The organism is Flammeovirga sp. MY04 (assembly GCF_001682195.2).
GTDB lineage: Bacteria > Bacteroidota > Bacteroidia > Cytophagales > Flammeovirgaceae > Flammeovirga > Flammeovirga yaeyamensis.
Genome location: NZ_CP003561.2, coordinates 571231 through 588942 on the forward strand (window position 1 = coordinate 571231; position 17712 = coordinate 588942).

Sequence of the window (17712 nt, forward strand, 5' to 3'; positions counted from 1 at the left end):
GCGGGATGGGCGATTGCTTACTATTAGTTAACTATATAGAGTTTCATTTGATGAACTAGAAAAAATCAATCAAATAAAGAAAAATCACCAACTGAAATCAGAAAATAAGCTCAAAACTTACTTTCAATGATGTCATTAAAAGTAAGTTTTGTATTTCTTAGTTCACCTTGTGTTTTCCTAGAAATTTATACATTTCTGATGCAGCTAAAAGATAAGCTCCAACACCAAAATCGGCTGTTGAGTTTTCGTCTACTTGCTGACCAGGAATTGCACGTTCACCGATAGGTTGTACATAACCAACTTTTCCGTTTTCATTTAATGCCGTGGTGCTTAAATAATTCCAAGATTTCTTTACAACAGGAGCATATTCATCCACCGAAAGAATTCCATTGTTCATACCCCATAAGTAACCATAGGTAAAGAAAGCAGTGCCACTTGTTTCCGGTCCTGGTGCATGCTTTGGATCTAAAATACTTCTCGTCCAATATCCTTCTTGTTGCTGAGCCGATTTTAAGGCAACCGCCATTTTTTTGTAAATGCCCTCGAAGTAAGCTCTGTGTTCCCAATCTTCAGGAACATCTTGAAGCACCTTTGCTAAACCAGCAAACACCCAGCCATCGCCTCTAGCCCAAAAGTCTTTTAAGCCATTGACCGATTTGTGTTTAGGGAACACATATCTCGCATCTCTAAAGAATAGTCCTGTTTCCTCATCGTACATAATGCTTTTAGAATAAGCGAAGTATTCGTACAACTTATCCAAGTATTGTTTATCGCCTGTTAGATGATATAATTTTGTCATCACAGGCATGACCATGTATAGGCCATCGGCCCACCACCAATAATCGTTTCTTGAGGTAGACATTTCGTATTTCATCACCTCTTTTGCTCGAGCGACCTTTGCCTCCTCCTTGTCATCCGATAAGTTATATAAGTCGATATACGTTTGAAAACAGATTTGCCAATCACCGAATAATACAAAATCATCTGTTTCTCCATACTTATATTTCCAATTCGATTTTATATCCGATTTAGCACCTTTCCACTCATTATGTTTTGCCCAATCTATGGAATACTGACGATAAGCGTCTTTTTTAGTGATTTCATAAGCCGCCATATTTCCGGTATGATATGCTGCATGATCCCAGAAAGATCGTAGCTCTGCTTTATTGTTTGCCTGCCAGTAGTCGTTTACCTTAAGGATGATCTTTTTTACCTCCTTTTTGGTATTCATCCTCCCAACTGTTTGATGTTCATTTCTATGAATAAATTCCCCCACAATCTTGGCTTTATAGTTCATATACGTCGTGTATTCACCATAAAACCACAAGGCCACCTGATTCTTTTTCGACTTAATACCTTTAGGAACATAAGGTCTTAAATTATCCTTTTCAGAGTGCTCTGTTATCGCTGTCCAAGTCCAAGTTTCGCCATCATTTTTTGTAACAGCCGAGTAGATTTCATAGCGTTCACCTTCTACACCAGTCATTGGGTTTTTATTCGACGACATAAAAATCTGATTCGTATTGTAGGGGTTTATAGTAATAATCCCAGTATAATCGTCCTCACCATTGTATAATCCTTTTCCTGCATCACAAACTAAGTGGTTGGTCCATAAATTACCATTCCATTTAGCATAGTGATACGTAATAGTATTAATATCAATTTGCTTAGAATAACTCACCACAGGATTTCCTTTTTTATCATAATTGATGTTATGCGTCCAAGGTCTTGCTTTTGTTCCATCAGATCCAAAATGATAAAGCTTATGAACTGATTGAACATCAATAGGCTTACCTGCAAATACACTTGCTAAATCTGTTATAACGCTACCATCTGTCTGATAGATTTTACCTTGTGTTCCATCCTTATTTGTTTGATAATAACAGTGGTATAAGTTGTTGTCGGCTTTTCTAGGATGACCATCCGTAAAGAAGAAATCAATTCTGTCAACATTATTAGAAGTGTATTTCACATAAGGTCGCACACTACCATCCCCATTTTTAAATAAGATAAAATCTTTTCCATCATGGAGCGGCTGACCATCTTTATCGTACGTTTTTACATTCGGATTAAAGTTGTTCGTACGCATGAAATTATAGATCTTTCCTTGTTCTGCACTTAGTTGATAAGCGTTATTGTAAGTCGCCCCTTTATGGTCAGAATCATTGGTAGTTAGCTGCATTATTTCATCACCCCAATCCGATTGTTTTTTAGGTTCTTCGACTAAAGAAGTTCTAAAATAATTTTTCTTCGGACCAATATGCTTACTGTAAAAGGCCATAATTTTTCCATCTTCCCTCATTAAAACAGAAGCATTATTATGATCATCTTTTTGAGCCCAAGTACTTAATAATACTTCACTGCCCACAGCATAACCCGTAGAAATATCGTTGACAGACAAAGCAGTCTTACCATCACTTTTAACATAGGAAGTATATAGTTTGCCTTTTTTATATGCTGCACGTTCATCGTTGTACCAGGTCCATGCACCATCTTCTGCAACAACGAAATCGTAACTTTTTGGAGTGGAATGTTGTGCTAAAACCGATGTGTAACAGCCAAGCAAACATAAGCTCATCAGAATATTGAGTAATTTCATTTCATTAGATATTTAATTGATACCTAAATCTAGAATCTCATTCTTTTAAAGATCTTCAAAATTGTGCTTAAAGCATCTTAAAATAAATGCTTTAGTTGATAATCAGAAACTTACAAAGTGGTGTTTCTATTTTTTTCCTGAAATTCAATAGGACTAAACCCTGTTACTTTTCGAAAAACTGTACTAAAATAGTTCGGATTATTATACCCTACTTGATAGGCTGTTTCTGTTACAGTTTGATCAATTAATAAGTGCTGAGAAGCCTCTATTCTAAGTTTTGTCTGATATTGAAGGATCGTCTGACCAATGTTCTTTTTAAACTCCCTCATTAAATGTGCCTTGCTCAAACCAGCCATCCTAGCGATTTCGTCTACGCTAATATCTTCTGAGAAATTCCCTTTAAGATAGTCGACCACTTTATTCACCGCCAAAGCATTTTTCTGCTGTGGAATATCAGATATCATTTCAGAAAGTTCCACCGCTTCATTGTAAATAATCTCTTTCACCTGGGTCGCATCCTTACTGTGTTGGATTGCTTTGGTTTTATCTACATTTCTTTGAAGTAAAGAATCGGTATCACCGCCAGCCTCAATAGTGGTATCGGTAAGCATATTTAAAATTTCCCGAATACGCATTTTGTAGACATCTAAGTTGCCATGTGATACACCTTCTAAGTTTTCTAGCAATACTCGTATATCTTTGGTTTTCTCACTTGTATTCGACTTAATCACCAACTGCAATTCTTCTTTGAGCAAACCCACTTTACCTTTCATATCTTTGATATCAAGGAATACGGCCCAAATCCACATCATCCCCACAGGAATAGAAGCGATATAATACAAACCAATATTCTAAGGTTTCGTTCCTACGCCAATCACTAAGCTCAAACCAAAAATAAGTCCACCAGAAAGGAACAATAATAATTTCAATTGTCGTTTTCCTATCATCTCTTTGATGATTAATAAAGAGCATGGAATTATTAATTGAACTATCGCCCCAATGATCTGAATTTGATGGGCAGCATTAATACCATTAAAAACTTCTTCTGCGGACTCATTAAAGAACCACCTTAAAGAACCATAGTCGTAAAATAAAATGTATGCAATGGCTAATATTCCACCAATTCCATAGGGTAGAACATACAACGTTCGTGTGGCAGGGAGTCCACTTTGTTTCGAAGTGGCTATGAGTAAGGAGGGAATACCAATACCTAATAAAAGCAGCATTCTTGCATAAAGTACAAGTATGGCTTCCACCTCAGAGGAATATACCCAAGAGATTCTTCCGATTAAAAACAGAACAAAAGAGCCCAAAAAAAGAAGGTATAATCTATAATCAGCCGAAATTCTTTTTCTCACAACTATGAAGTACAAAAGGATTGTTAGAAAAAGCTGTGCAGATACCAAAGGGGCTAAAACATATTCAAAGAGTTCGCGACTTAATACCAAAGTTCAATAGAAGTTGTGTTGAATAAATGATGAAAAGGAGAATAAATTTCTAACCTACATTAAGTTATTATGTTTCTACCCATCAATTATAAATTTTATCCTAGAAATGAGTAGTAAATTGTTTCACCCCCGTTGTTTGAATTAATTATTTCTTATCGTATTCTAAATTAGAATAGTCTACTTTTAACTTTGATCATTTAAACTTGTTAAGTATTTTGGTTGAGCAAATGAATTGATAAACACTAAAACAAATTTTCAATGTTTAGGCTCGATCAAAATGAAAACCAGTTAAATACACTAGAACTAAAAAGTAATTGGGCAGGGAATGTTGAATTTAATCCCATACAAGTTGTCTTTCCATCCACAGAAACTGAAATCCAAAAAATAGTCTTAAAAGCAGCCAACCAAAGAAGTACTATTCGAGTAATAGGAACAGGGCATTCTTTTAGTGCTTTATGTCAGACGAACCAGATTTTGATGAGTCTAGATAATTATCAGGGTCTAGTACATGTTGATAAAGATAAACAACAAGTGACTGTAAAAGGAGGAACCAAATTAAAACTATTGGGAGAACTTCTTTGGAAAGAAGGACTTGCCATGAAAAATCTTGGTGATATCGATTCTCAGTCTATTGCAGGTACAATTAGTACAGGAACTCACGGAACAGGAACCTCTTTTGGAAGCATCAGCACTCAAGTCATATCACTTAAATTGATTAATGGCAAAGGGGAAATTAAAACCTGTTCGCTTGAAAAAGACGTTCAGTTATTCAAAGCTGCTCAAGTTTCTTTAGGTGCATTAGGGATCATCACTGAGGTGACACTACAATGTGTTCCAACCTATAAACTGCTCATCAAAAATAGAAAAGAAGACCTCAATACAATATTATCCAGCATTGAGGAGAGGAATACGGTTAACCGAAACTTTGAATATTATTGGTTCCCCTATACCGAAACGGTGTGGACTAAATCTTCTAACATAGTCGAAAGCGGAGAGCCCGATAAAGACAATCTATTAAACTACCTCTCCGAATTATTATTAGAAAACTATACATTTAAGGGATTATGTGAATTTGCTAGATTATTTCCCTCCCAAAATAAATTGGTCTCGAAAATCATAGCTCAATCTGTCCCTACGATGGAAAAATTAAACCATAGTCATAAGGTATATGCCACCATGCGGTTAGTAAAATTTACTGAAATGGAGTACAGTGTACCAGCAGAAGCCTATCAAGAAGTGATGAAGGAAGTGATAAGGTTGGTGAACTCAGAAAAGTATCCTATTCATTTTCCAATCGAAAATCGATGGGTAAAACAAGATGATATTTTTATGAGTCCAGCATTTGGTCGTGATTCAGCATACATTGCTTGTCATGTTTACAATAAGAAGAACTACAAAGAATATTTCAAGGCTTTAGAGTCAATTTTTAGAGCCTATGACGGTCGTCCACATTGGGGAAAACTAAATACAATTACTCAGAAAGATGTAACAGACCTCTATCCTAAATTCATGGAATTTGATACTGTTAGAAAAAATGAAGACCCAGATGGGATGTTCACGAATTCGTATTTAAAGAAAATTATTGGATAATGGGTTTAGAGAATAACTATTTCGAATTACTTAATTCTATATTGAAAGAAGGGAATCGAGCTATACCATTTTTAATGCTTGATCTTGATCGTATTGATGAAAATATCCAATTATTACAAAAAGATTTGAAGACAGGAGCACACCTTCGTATAGTGGTGAAGTCTTTACCTTCTTATCCTTTGATTGCCTACATAGCGAATAAAATGCAAACCAATCGCTATATGGTTTTTCATCAACCTTTTTTAAGTGATTTGGCCAGCAAGTTAGATCATCAAGCAGACATTTTGATAGGCAAGCCAATGCCTGTAAAAACAGCAGCTTATTTTTATAAAAATATTTCAAAAAACAACCCTGATTTCAATCCTTTTACTCAAATACAATGGCTTATTGATACCAAAGAAAGGGCTTTACAGTATTTACAGTTAGCAGAGAAATTAGGTCAGTCGCTTCGCTTAAATTTAGAAATCAATATTGGATTACATCGTGGAGGTTTCCACTCACTAGAGGCATTGAGTGAAACGCTAACTCTCATAAGTGAGCATTCTGATAAAATAGAATTTAGTGGGTTTATGGGGTATGACCCGCATGTGGTTAAAATTCCTTCGATCATACGATCTCAAAAATACTCTTTAAAAAGGAGTAACGAATTCTATGAGGAATGTAAGACCTTGGTACGCGAAAAATTCCCTCAACTTTGGAAGGATCATCTCACTTTTAACGGAGCAGGTAGCCCAACGGCAAGTCTACACAATTCAGCCTCTTCACCATTAAATGATATTGCCGCAGGTTCCTGTTTTGTTAAACCAACTACCTTCGACATACCTACTTTGCATAATTATCAGCCGGCCTGTTTTATAGCCACACCTGTTCTAAAAAAAATGAAAGGAACTGCTATTCCCGGATTAGAGAAATTGAAAAAGTTTATGCCTTTCATCAATAAGAAAAATGCACAATCTTTTTTCATTTACGGTGGATATTGGAAGGCCGACTATATTTATCCAAAACAGTTGGAAGAAAATAAACTCTATGGTGTATCGACAAACCAAACGATGGTCAATGCACCCAAAAATACAAATTTAGAAGTGGATGATTTTGTCTTTCTACGCCCTCATCAAAGTGAGTTTGTGTTTTTACAATTTGGTAAGTTGGTGGTCATTAAAAATCAAAAAATCGTAGATGAGTGGGAGTTGATGGATAATAATTGAAAAACAACTCTTTGGATAACACTATAGATAAACGATGAATTGTGTAAGAATATCAGTAAATTGTATTTAGCATACATCTCTTTATAGCCATAAATTTGTAGTAGAAACAATCTGAAATATAATTAATTTGATATGAATATTTTACAGTCTTTGGAGGCATATACTTCAGCACAAAAGTGGGTGGGAATTAACTTTATTATTCTAGGTTCTATTTTGGTGATATTGGCTGGAATCTTTACATTTTTTGTCCTTAAAACCCCAATGTCCACCGGTATGAAATGGGGAGCATTGGTTTCTGGAATATTGATTCTTGTAGGAGGTATGTCTTATTATAGTTTTTGCAATAAAACACAATTAAGCTCACAAGCTATTTATAAGAGAGATGTAACAGAATTTCTCCAATTTGAGTACGAACGTATGGAGAAAGTGGATAAGGATTTTTTACTCTATCAGCTTACATTCACAGCATTTATAGTGGCGGCATTGATTATCATATTATTCATCAATATGCCTTTATTAAAAGGGGTATCTTATGCAGTAGCCATTTTATTCTTAGGCATACTAATTATCGAAGGGTTTTCTCATACATCAATCACAAAATACACTTCCGAATTAAAGAAAGAAGTTCAGTGTTAGACATCTAACGTTCTCAAGAGTGATTAACTAAAAATAAACTTTGAGAAACAGGTCTTAATTGTTAAATTCACATCTAAACAAAAACAATTTTTTTAACTCTTATTTTTTATAAACTAAAGCAAAAAATGCACTATTATTTTAAAGTATTACAGAACTACGCCACTTTTACTGGACGTGCAAGAAGACAAGAGTATTGGATGTTCGTTCTAATCAATACAATCATTTCTTTTGTCTGCGGAATGATCTGTGGCATGTTGGGCTATCCAGAATTGGCTAACCTTTATTCATTGTTGGTATTATTACCTGCAATTGGTGTTGCGGTAAGAAGAATGCATGATGTGAGTAAGAGCGGTTGGTACATCCTTATTCCTATTTACAATCTTATTCTTACTATACAGGAAGGAGATCATGGTGATAACGAGTATGGAGCTGATCCGAAATCAGAAACTATATAATGTATCAAAAAGTATAATGGGATTATAATTATCTCATTATACTTTTTTTGTAAACTATCATCACACTTTCAGCAAACAATTTCTCTCTGCATTTGTCATATTGATTGTTCTTTTCTTCAAACTGAAAGACTCTTTCTCATGAAATTCTACAAAAACAAAAACATTTATATAACCGGAGGGACAAGTGGTATAGGGCTTGAAATGAGCAAGCAATTGCTGAAGTCAGGAGCTAATGTGGTGGTGTTTGGAAGAAAAAACTTATCAGAAATAGAAAGCAAACTATCTGAAAGTACCAATGATAATAGTGTTGTTGCAATCTCTTTAGATACGACATCAGTTGATAGTGTAAAAGAAGGGTTTACCAAAGCACAATCAGTTATTGGCGATCCTCATGTAGTCATTCATTCTGCTGGGATTGGTAGAAGTGTCGCCTTTAATCAATTTTCTGAAGACGATTTTAAAGAAACCATCAACGTCAATGTTTTTGGAAGTCGTAATGTAGCTGAAGTGTCTTTTCCTTATTTAAAAAAGACGAAAGGACAAATACTCTTCATTGCATCTTTAGCAGGTATTGTTACCAACTATGGATACTCTGCCTATTCCGCCTCAAAGTTTGCCACATTGGGATTTGCAGGTGTTTTAAGAAGTGAATGGAAGCCAGAAGGTGTAAATGTTTCAGTAGCTTGTCCACCAGAAATTGACACACCTCTAGTTGAAAAGGAAAGATTAGAATCCCCTAAAGTAGCGAAGGTACTCAAGCAATTTGCAGGGAATCTTGAACTAGAGTATGCTTGTAAGATGATGTTGAAAGGTTTATCAAAAAAGAAGTACATGATCACACCTGGCTTTCAGGCAAAATTTGTAGCAATATCTCAGGGCATTTTTCCATCGATGAATATTTGGGTAAGTGATTTGGTGATAAGAGTGATAATGAAAAAGAAAAAATAAGATGCACATCTTTCTTACTATGCTATTTACAGTGCTCTATAGTTTATTTCTATATTATTGGAGCACAAATAAGCCTTTTAATTTATCACATAAGGTGTCTATTCACTTAAAGTTAGCTCATTATTTTTCTTTTTTTGTAACTGGAATTATTGTTGTATTATTCATCAATTATAATATAGGTTTAAGAGGGATATGGACCTCTAGAATTATCATACTTTTCTTTTTTTTAAGTGGGATTTTTTTTCATTTAATTGCAGAAAAAGAAGCTATGAAAAAGTGGGAGTTTTGGTATTTTAAGGGCTTTTCCTTTTTGCCAGTAGGAATATCATTATTTACGTTTATACCCTTTTTAGGACCTGTTATCGTATTTTCTATATTAGGTCAACTTTTTATACCTGTAGACAAAATATATTATGAAGATGATCAGCTTAAAGTTCAAACTCGTTTTGTTGGGGTATTAGGACCTCCTCAATTTGAAGTTTACCAAAAGGAATTCATTTTCGAGAAAAGAATAACAGACTATAATACCTATTGGAGATATAATATTGAAGAAGCCTCAGTATCATATGATGAAGACTCAACAAGAATAAAATTGAAATTTGGGAATGACGATAAGATGGATGTTCTAAGTTTTGAGACGGTTGATTAACTTCACTGTTCGTAGTATTAAGACGTAGTTGTCATTACGAACAAAAGCATAGTATAAGTTTGTATACTTATTACTAATACATTATCGTTTAAACTTATATTAGTAGAGTTTTAACGTAGCAAACAATTTTTTGATATATAAAACTAAACAGAATGAAAAACTATTTAATCCTACTTCTGTCATTTTATTTTTTTAGTTGTGATAATGAAATAACGACTTTAACTTTTGAAAGCGTTGGCGTTTCATTAGATTACCCTTCTAATTGGACTGAAATTAATGATAATTCTATTGATTTTGGTATTGCAGATATTTCACTTTTAGAAGGAGGTGGTTCGAGTATACTTCTACAAAATACAGATTCCGTACAATCCAGTTTTTATGGGATCAAAACTTTTGAAGAATATGTAGATGCACTTTACAATACTGTATTATTAGATAGTAATAATTTATTGACTGAGAACCTTAAAGATACCTATCTAAATAAGACAAAATGTAAAAGATTTTCGGTTGAAAAAGAAGGTAAGTTGACAAGGTTGATTCAAACTACGTACTTGTTTAATTATAATAGTAAGTATTATCATTTGATTTTAACTGAACCACTTGATATTGAAAAAGATAAACATGATGAAAATCAAAAGATATTGTTGAGTCTAGGATTAAAAAACACTGACGTAAATAAGTTACTTTAATAAAATACACTGTTCGTAGTGTTAAGACGCAGTCATCACTACGAACTTTGGCATTGTATAAGTTTGTAACTTATAACTATGATTGAATAGTTTTTTTTTAATAGAAAATACAAGATCATATTAGAATAGATTTCCCAAAAGTGTTAATTTAAGGAAGATGAATTATACAATGGGAAAAAAAATATTTCTTTTAGTAATTTTTGCAACGATTAGTATAGGCATTTATTTAGCCTTTTTTAGTACTAAAAAAACATTGTCTAAAGATCAGATTATGAATGCCGTAGCAGAAAAAAATGTGTCTGGTTCGGGATATCGAGATTTAGAAGGGAAATTTATTGAGTATGAATATGTCGATTTCGGTAAATTTGGACTAGCTATTTATGATAATAAGATAAAGTGGAGAGGTTACGGTGGATATTTTGATGGAATAGTATCTATGGTTGAACCTCAAATTACTAAGGTTTCTGATTATATCTATTTTTTATCTTGGGTATTTGGCGATAACGGAGGTGATAATGTGGTCGTCAACTTTAAGAGTAAAAAAGTATTTGCTCACCTTCGTTCGGGTAATGCAAATGATGAGAGCCCATCAGATTTTGAAATGATACACGGGACAGTTCTTTGTGGACCTTCTACATCTTGTAAATACCCTGAAGGAGATCCTATTTCTATGCTTCATATGGTTACAAAATTAAATTTGAATACAATGAAGTTTGATTTGCCGACCATATTTGAGACAAAAAAACCTTTGATACAAGCAAATAAAGATGCTCGAAATGATCTTTTAAATTATACTATTCAATATCAAAATGATATTGGAACTGTACATATTCAAGTTTTAGATGAAATAACAAAAGTGAGTATTAATGGAGGGGAACCGAAAGAGTATCAAACAAACGTAACAAAAATAGATGAGGATATTTATTTTATTTCTTGGCTAGGAAATAAACAGTTTGGAAAACATATTGTGCTAAATAAAAAAACAAACAAAGTATTTGATCATATGGCAAGTAAAATGAATCATGTTGAGCAGATTTATGATTTAGAATAAATCTATTACTGTTCGTAGTGTTAAGACGTAGTCGTCACTACGTACTTATGAATTGTATAAGTTTGAAACTTATTACAACTATTTAAAATAAGCAGAATCAGATTAACTAATCAAAATCTAACTATGAATTACAAATTTCTTCTTTTATTATTTACAGTTACTCTTTTTTCAAATCTAGCAAACGCACAAGGTTTTTATATCGAAGCAGGAACCAATCTATCAGATTTGAATCAACCAAAAGAGAATCATATCGCTCCAACAAAATACCAATTGGGATATCAAATTGGGGTGTCAAAAGATATTCCAATAAAAAATAAATTCTCTTTTTTCCCAAAATTGATGTTTGCCTATAAAAGAGAATATCTTGAATCTGATTTTTATCTGCCTGATGATCTTGGTTTTATTGGACGTAATGGATTTAATATAAATACTAAAGAGTATCACATAGAAGTTCCATTAAATTTTAAATATAAATTTGATCTAAAGACATCTTCTATTTATATCCTTTTTGGACCTTACTTAAATGTACTTTTATTTGATAATTCTAATGCTGAAATGGTATTAAATGCTGTATCAGAACCAATAGAGCCCTCAGAATCACAAAAAACTTCATTCTCGAGAAATTTAGATTATGGTTTAAATTTTGGAGTTGGGTATCAAAAGAAAAGATTTATTGTAAATGCATCAATGGATTATGGTTTATACAGAGATATTAGTACTGAATACTCTGATGAATTCTCGGAATTTAATACTACTTACTCTAATAGAAACTTTACTTATCGATTACAAGTTGGGTATCAGATTTTTTAATTATTAGTTTTGAAATAGAATATTTTATGATTTTCTAAGTAAAGATCCTATGACACCAAAACAAATAGAAAGAGTACAGAATAAAATAAAAAAGATACGTAAAGCACTTGCTGATGAAAGAAGACGTTTCGGTGGATATCATGATGGAAGAGGACTTCGATATGCACCTTTTGAACTTTATTTAAAAATTCAAGACTATAAAGGCGGAGCTACTTATTTAAGATGGTTTCTAAAAAATTTTTCGGATGATTATGGTTTTCCTACCCTTTGGTTAATGTCTTCAATTATCTATTTTAAAAATAAAAAGAAAAAGGAAGCAGAGAAAATGGTATTAACCACATTTTTTAATGATCCAGTGGTCTTTAATATCTTCATAGATACTCCAATTGAATATGTAACGAGCACCCATTTTAATCTTGATGCTATCCAAGAATTTTATACAGAATTGCAACAGAAAAACGATTTGTCTGATTTTAAAACTTGGTTATTAGATTTTACCACAACTGAGAAATTTCTTCATTATAAAAAAGAATATTTATTGTTGGAAGAAAAATTGACTTCTTCTAAAAATGAGAGTGAAAGGAAGGGGATTTTAGAGCTTCAATCTAAGTTAACGGATTTGAGTAGTTATTAAGATAGCTTCAAAACATGAAAATAATTAACAAATTAATATTTATCATATGTATTCTAATGCTCATTTCCTGTAAAGAATACATCAATAAAGAACAAACAGATTATAAGTATCACAATATACCAAAATCAGATACTACTTCAGCTTCAATTTTAATTGCAGTTACAAACGAAGAATATTTACAGTTTGGAGCAAAAGTAGCCTATGTAGATGTAAATAGTGATACCATCATTCCTTTTGGGAAATATGCTTATTTCGGAACGGATACACTAACGTTTTTTGCTAATGTGTTGGAACATCCTAATGATAGCACGTATGGGAGAACAATAGCCATAGATCGGCATCAAAATATTTTATTTGATGTTGTTATGTTTGATAATGGTCCAGATGACTTTAATGAGGGACTTTTAAGAGTATCAAGAAATGGTAAAATGGGGTTTTCAAATAAATATGGGAAAGTGGTTATTCCTTGTCAATATGATTATGCCACTTGGTTTAAAAACGGTATTGCTGAAGTAACTTATGATGCAAAGGAATATATAGATCTAGATGAACATAGAAGAGTTGAAAGTGATGAATGGTTTGAAATTGACAAACAAGGTAATACAATAGAGTAATTGCACTTTTATCATTTCTTCTCTCCATCAGAATAATCAAAAAAGCGAAATAGCCCTGTAAATTTTCTTTACCTTATCTCTAATACAGTTCACAACGTCCTCATTAACAAAAAAACGCTGCTTATGTAAGATTTGAGCTAATGAAAGATATAAGCAAACTAGTACGGTAATTATAAATACTGCAATTTTGAGGTACTATCAAGGGTTTAACCATCCTTTGACCTATTTTTTTGACGACGAACTGAAAGAAATGAATAAATTAAATCTACTTTTACTACTGCTTTGCTTTAATATATCAGTAAATGCAGAGTTAAAAAACAACCGTTTTGATAGGATATACGATATCCATGGGCTGAATCAAAATACAGTGTCTTCTATACATCAAGATAAATCTGGATTTATTTGGTTAGGCACACCCAATGGATTATTCCGATATAATGGAAATGAGTTCAAATCATTTATCCATCAGCCGGGTGAAGAAAATACTTTAATAAATAGTTCGATTCAATCGATATTCGAAGACGCTAACGAGCACTTATGGTTGGTGACTTCTACAGGGTTGTCATTGTATGATTTGAACACCGAGAAGTTTATCACTCCAAAGAATTTTAATAAACTGATTGCTCCTGATGAAAGGATTAAAAAAATTCAATCAATAGATGATAAGCAATTATTGATATTGACGACTCACAAACTCCATAAGGTGACTATTGGAGAGCATTACCAATTGAGTTCAGAGGTCATTAAAGAGACTGAACATTCAAGAGTACATTATCATTCAGTAAATGTAAAAAATGGGAAACTTTATCTCTTAAATTATAATGAGTTAGAAGTTTTTCAGCATAATGGAGAAGAATATGTTAAAAAGTATACTTTAAAGGCAACTGATCTTCATCAGAATGGTTTTTGGTCTAGTGCAATAGATTTGGTGAACGATAAATTGTACATCACTTCTAAGAAAAAGATTTTTGAATTTGAACTGAATTGGGAGAAAATCAAATTGGTCAATACTTTAGCAATCAAAGCAGAGGAAGCTGCATTTAAAAATGCTTCTATCAAACAAGTTAAAATTGATCAAAATGGTATTGTTTGGGTAATTACCCATGCAGATGGTGTTTTCTCTTACGATACACACACAAAGAAATTTAATCATTATTACAACACAGTAGAAAAGTCGTCAATATCAAGTAATATTATTAACGATATTCTATTGGATGATTCTGGGACGTATTGGTTCGCTACGGGGCATGGATCAATTAGTATCCTCAATCCAATGAAGAAACCTTTCCATAATATCTCGAATAATTACTACAGACCAAAAAGCCTTTCATCTAACCTTATCAATTCTATTTTTATCGATAAAAATCAGAAACTTTGGGTAGGGCATTATGAAAAAGGTTTGAATATCAGTAAAGAGAGATTTAAACTTGAGAATGCAGAGAAGATAGATTTTGATTCCTATTTTGAAAATACTTCTATTTCTTCCATCAAGAAAATTGATGATAAAGTATACATCTCTACATCGACTGGCCTGTATGTAACCGATGAGGACCACCGAAACTTCGAACGTATTTTTCCACAGACAAAACATTCTAACTATTATGTTGATATTGTAGAGAAGATCAATAATACGTTAATTATCTATGCTTATGGTCAGTTTTTTCTTTTGGATGAGCAGACTAAACAAGTAACAAAGGCTAATAGCTTAATCAAGAATATAGATTTGTTGAAGAATATCATGGTCATTCAAATATTAAATGATAATGATAAAGGACTTTATTTAGGCACCAATAAGGGATTGTTCTATTTGTCACTTGCAAATACATTCGAGGTGAACAAAGTTACGGATAACGAAGAAGCAGAATTCTATATGAGTAGAATTTTTGTGATGCACCGTTCTAAGTCTGAGAAAGATGTGCTTTGGGTAGGTACTTTTGGCGACGGTCTTTATAAATGCAGATTCAAAAATGGTAAAGTGGTGGAGTACGAGCTATTCTCTCAAAAAGATGGTCTGCCAGACAATGTAGTTTACAGTATTGTAGATGGAACCGACGAATCTTTATGGATCTCTACTGACGGTGGAATTGCAAAGATTTACCCTAAGTCAAAAGAAATAAAAGTATACGATGTAAGCGATGGCTTGTTGGCGGATAACTTCAGAAGAAATGCTTATTTTAAAATGGATGATGGTACAATTCTGATGGGAAATCTTAGAGGTATAACCGCTTTCAATCCATTGGATATTAAAGACGATGAAATCGTACCACGCCCTCAGATTCTGAAATTGAAGATCAGAAATGAAGAAATTAATCCTTTGATGGAGTACGAGGGAGTAACATTACTTCAGAAGCCTATTTATAAGACAGAAGAAATTGTTATTCCTTACGATCTGAATCAAATTAACTTAGAGTTTGGTGCCATGCAATACAATGCTAAAAATGGTATCCAATACTCTTACAGAATGCTTGGGGTGGATAAAAAGTGGATTCAGGCAGGGCAAAATCAGCAAAGTGCCAATTTTGTGAAGTTGCCAAGTGGAGACTATACTTTCGAACTTAAAGCCTCGAATAGTGATGGAGTGGAAAGCACAGAAATTAAACGATTAAAGATTACTATTTTAAAACCATGGTACAAAACAACTTTCGCGTACCTTGTTTATACATTGTTGTTAGCTGTTGTAGTGGTAGGAGTGATTTTCTATCTTAGATATCTATTCAGATTAAAGCAATCTATCTTACTAGAAAAGAAAGACAAGGAACATATCAAAGAGATCAACGAGGCGAAGTTGAAGTTCTTTACGAACATCAGTCATGAACTAAGAACACCACTTACGCTAATTTTAAGTCCACTAGAAAAGCTGACGTACGATAAGAAGTTGCCAGAAGATTTAAAGGAATATGTGGAGAATATCAATACCAATGGTCAACGTTTATTGAACCTTACCAATTCACTAATTGATTTCAGAAAAATAGGTGAGGGTGAAATGAAGATCTATCCGGTTTTCCATGATGTCACGCCTTTTGTGACTAAAACAGCAGAAGCTTTCCACGACTATGCCAAGGACAAAGAAATTGATTATAACATCGATGTGAAACATGTGCCGATAAATGGTTGGATCGATAAAGGTACCATGGAAAGAATTTTGTTTAATTTACTTTCTAACGCCTTTAAGTATACTCCAAAAGGTGGAAAAGTGTCTTTTTCAATTGATAAAGTAGAAGATGAACTTCAATTGATAGTTTCGGATACAGGCCTTGGAATGGACAAAGAAGAAACAGAAAAAATCTTTGATAGATTCTATAGAGGTGATAATGAGGAGACATTATTTGGAAGCAGTGGTATTGGTCTAAACTTGGTACAACAACTTCTTAAGCTACATCATGGCACTATAAAAGTGGATAGTGAAAAAGGAAAAGGAAGCAAGTTTACGGTCTGTATTCCTCTTCTGCATCCAGAATTTGATAAATCAGAAGGTATTATTGAAGAAGTAGAAAATGTGACTATTGATGATCAAAATAAAGCACAAATTAAAGGAGATAAACATAAATTATTGATTGTCGATGATAATGTGGAGATCCTTAAGATGGTGAAAAATCTTTTCCATGATGAATATGAAGTACACACCGCAGAAAATGGTATCGATGGATTAGAAGCCGCATTAAAAAATACGCCTGATGTGATTATTTTGGATGTCAATATGCCAAAAATGAATGGTTACGAATTGGCAGAGAAGTTAAAAGAAAATGTACAGACAAGTCATGTACCAATCATTTTCTTAACCGCAATGAGTGATTTGGGAAGTAGACAGAAAGCCTTAGAAAAAGGGGGACAGTTACACATTGGTAAGCCGTTTTCTCCATACTTATTGGAGCTACAGATTAACAATATTATCTCTCAGAAAGATAAGGAGAGAGAGATTCTTAAGAAGAACATTATTATGAGTGCTGACAAAGAAAAAGTACTCACAAAAGATGAAAAATTCCTTCAGGACATCAAAAAGATTTTAGAAGAGGATTATGATAACGACGAGTTTACTGTAGAGGAACTATCGGTTAAAGTAAATATGTCGTACATCCAATTCTATAGAAAATTTAAAGCGGTTACGGGCATCACAGCCAACGAATATTTAAGAATGTATCGTTTAGAAAAAGCGTCTCACTTATTAAGTAACGATGAGAATATTACCGTAAGAGAGGTAATGTATAACGTTGGATTTAACAGTCAGAGTTACTTCACTAAAGCGTTTAAGAAGGAGTATGGTTTAACGCCGGCGGAATTCAAAAAGAAGAAAAAAGAAGAAAGAACACAAATGGTATAATTGATAGTAAAAAGCAACGATTAGATATAAATCGTTTAAAGAGAATCATTTAAAGCGGGTAGTTTT

15 protein-coding genes are annotated in these 17712 nt (G+C 33.2%); 12 read left to right on the forward strand and 3 right to left on the reverse strand.

The annotated features are described in order from the left end of the window. Positions 1-157 precede the first annotated feature (157 nt). The 3 genes from MY04_RS22250 to MY04_RS22260 all read right to left on the reverse strand — a co-directional run bounded on the left by MY04_RS22250 (position 158) and on the right by MY04_RS22260 (position 3957). Positions 158-2599 (reverse strand): glycoside hydrolase family 88 protein, encoded by a 2442-nt coding sequence (locus MY04_RS22250; protein ID WP_084006069.1) that lies wholly within the window; start codon positions 2597-2599, stop codon positions 158-160. A gap of 110 nt (positions 2600-2709) precedes the next feature. After that, on the reverse strand, positions 2710-3441 hold the full coding sequence (locus tag MY04_RS22255) for an AraC family transcriptional regulator (RefSeq protein ID WP_066214498.1): 732 nt from the start codon (positions 3439-3441) through the stop codon (positions 2710-2712). Between the two features lie 9 nt (positions 3442-3450). Further along, positions 3451-3957 (reverse strand): hypothetical protein, encoded by a 507-nt coding sequence (locus MY04_RS22260; protein WP_158297850.1) that lies wholly within the window; start codon positions 3955-3957, stop codon positions 3451-3453. Between the two features lie 348 nt (positions 3958-4305). Between MY04_RS22260 and MY04_RS22265 the strand changes: the two genes are divergently transcribed. From MY04_RS22265 to MY04_RS22320, 12 genes are all read left to right on the forward strand, one after another. Next, complete coding sequence (locus MY04_RS22265; RefSeq protein WP_066214502.1) at positions 4306-5637, forward strand: D-arabinono-1,4-lactone oxidase; 1332 nt, start codon at positions 4306-4308, stop codon at positions 5635-5637. Then, on the forward strand, positions 5637-6842 hold the full coding sequence (locus MY04_RS22270; RefSeq protein WP_066214503.1) for an alanine racemase: 1206 nt from the start codon (positions 5637-5639) through the stop codon (positions 6840-6842). Before MY04_RS22265 ends, MY04_RS22270 begins: the two co-directional genes overlap by 1 nt. 132 nt (positions 6843-6974) lie before the next feature. Further along, positions 6975-7478 (forward strand): hypothetical protein, encoded by a 504-nt coding sequence (locus MY04_RS22275; RefSeq protein ID WP_066214506.1) that lies wholly within the window; start codon positions 6975-6977, stop codon positions 7476-7478. A 125-nt stretch (positions 7479-7603) separates the two neighbouring features. Continuing rightward, positions 7604-7933: a DUF805 domain-containing protein gene (locus MY04_RS22280; protein WP_066214508.1), complete on the forward strand. Its 330-nt coding sequence runs from the start codon at positions 7604-7606 to the stop codon at positions 7931-7933. Positions 7934-8071: 138 nt separating this feature from the next. After that, positions 8072-8881 (forward strand): SDR family NAD(P)-dependent oxidoreductase, encoded by an 810-nt coding sequence (locus MY04_RS22285; RefSeq protein ID WP_066214510.1) that lies wholly within the window; start codon positions 8072-8074, stop codon positions 8879-8881. Positions 8882-8975: 94 nt separating this feature from the next. After that, positions 8976-9530: a hypothetical protein gene (locus tag MY04_RS22290; RefSeq protein WP_158297851.1), complete on the forward strand. Its 555-nt coding sequence runs from the start codon at positions 8976-8978 to the stop codon at positions 9528-9530. 152 nt (positions 9531-9682) lie between these two features. Beyond that, positions 9683-10219 carry a hypothetical protein gene (locus MY04_RS22295; protein ID WP_066214513.1) on the forward strand — a complete coding sequence of 179 codons (537 nt, stop codon included), beginning with the start codon at positions 9683-9685 and terminating at the stop codon, positions 10217-10219. Between the two features lie 169 nt (positions 10220-10388). Further along, positions 10389-11270: a hypothetical protein gene (locus tag MY04_RS22300; protein ID WP_158297852.1), complete on the forward strand. Its 882-nt coding sequence runs from the start codon at positions 10389-10391 to the stop codon at positions 11268-11270. A 123-nt stretch (positions 11271-11393) separates the two neighbouring features. Next, positions 11394-12080 carry an outer membrane beta-barrel protein gene (locus MY04_RS22305; RefSeq protein ID WP_066214517.1) on the forward strand — a complete coding sequence of 229 codons (687 nt, stop codon included), beginning with the start codon at positions 11394-11396 and terminating at the stop codon, positions 12078-12080. Positions 12081-12129: 49 nt separating this feature from the next. Beyond that, positions 12130-12714, forward strand: coding sequence for a hypothetical protein (locus MY04_RS22310; RefSeq protein ID WP_066214520.1), 585 nt, complete (start codon positions 12130-12132; stop codon positions 12712-12714). A 56-nt stretch (positions 12715-12770) separates the two neighbouring features. Then, positions 12771-13328, forward strand: a complete 558-nt coding sequence (locus MY04_RS22315) for a WG repeat-containing protein (RefSeq protein WP_066214522.1) — start codon at positions 12771-12773, stop codon at positions 13326-13328. 250 nt (positions 13329-13578) lie between these two features. Next, positions 13579-17646, forward strand: coding sequence for a hybrid sensor histidine kinase/response regulator transcription factor (locus MY04_RS22320; RefSeq protein WP_158297853.1), 4068 nt, complete (start codon positions 13579-13581; stop codon positions 17644-17646). The last annotated feature ends 66 nt before the right edge of the window (positions 17647-17712 follow it).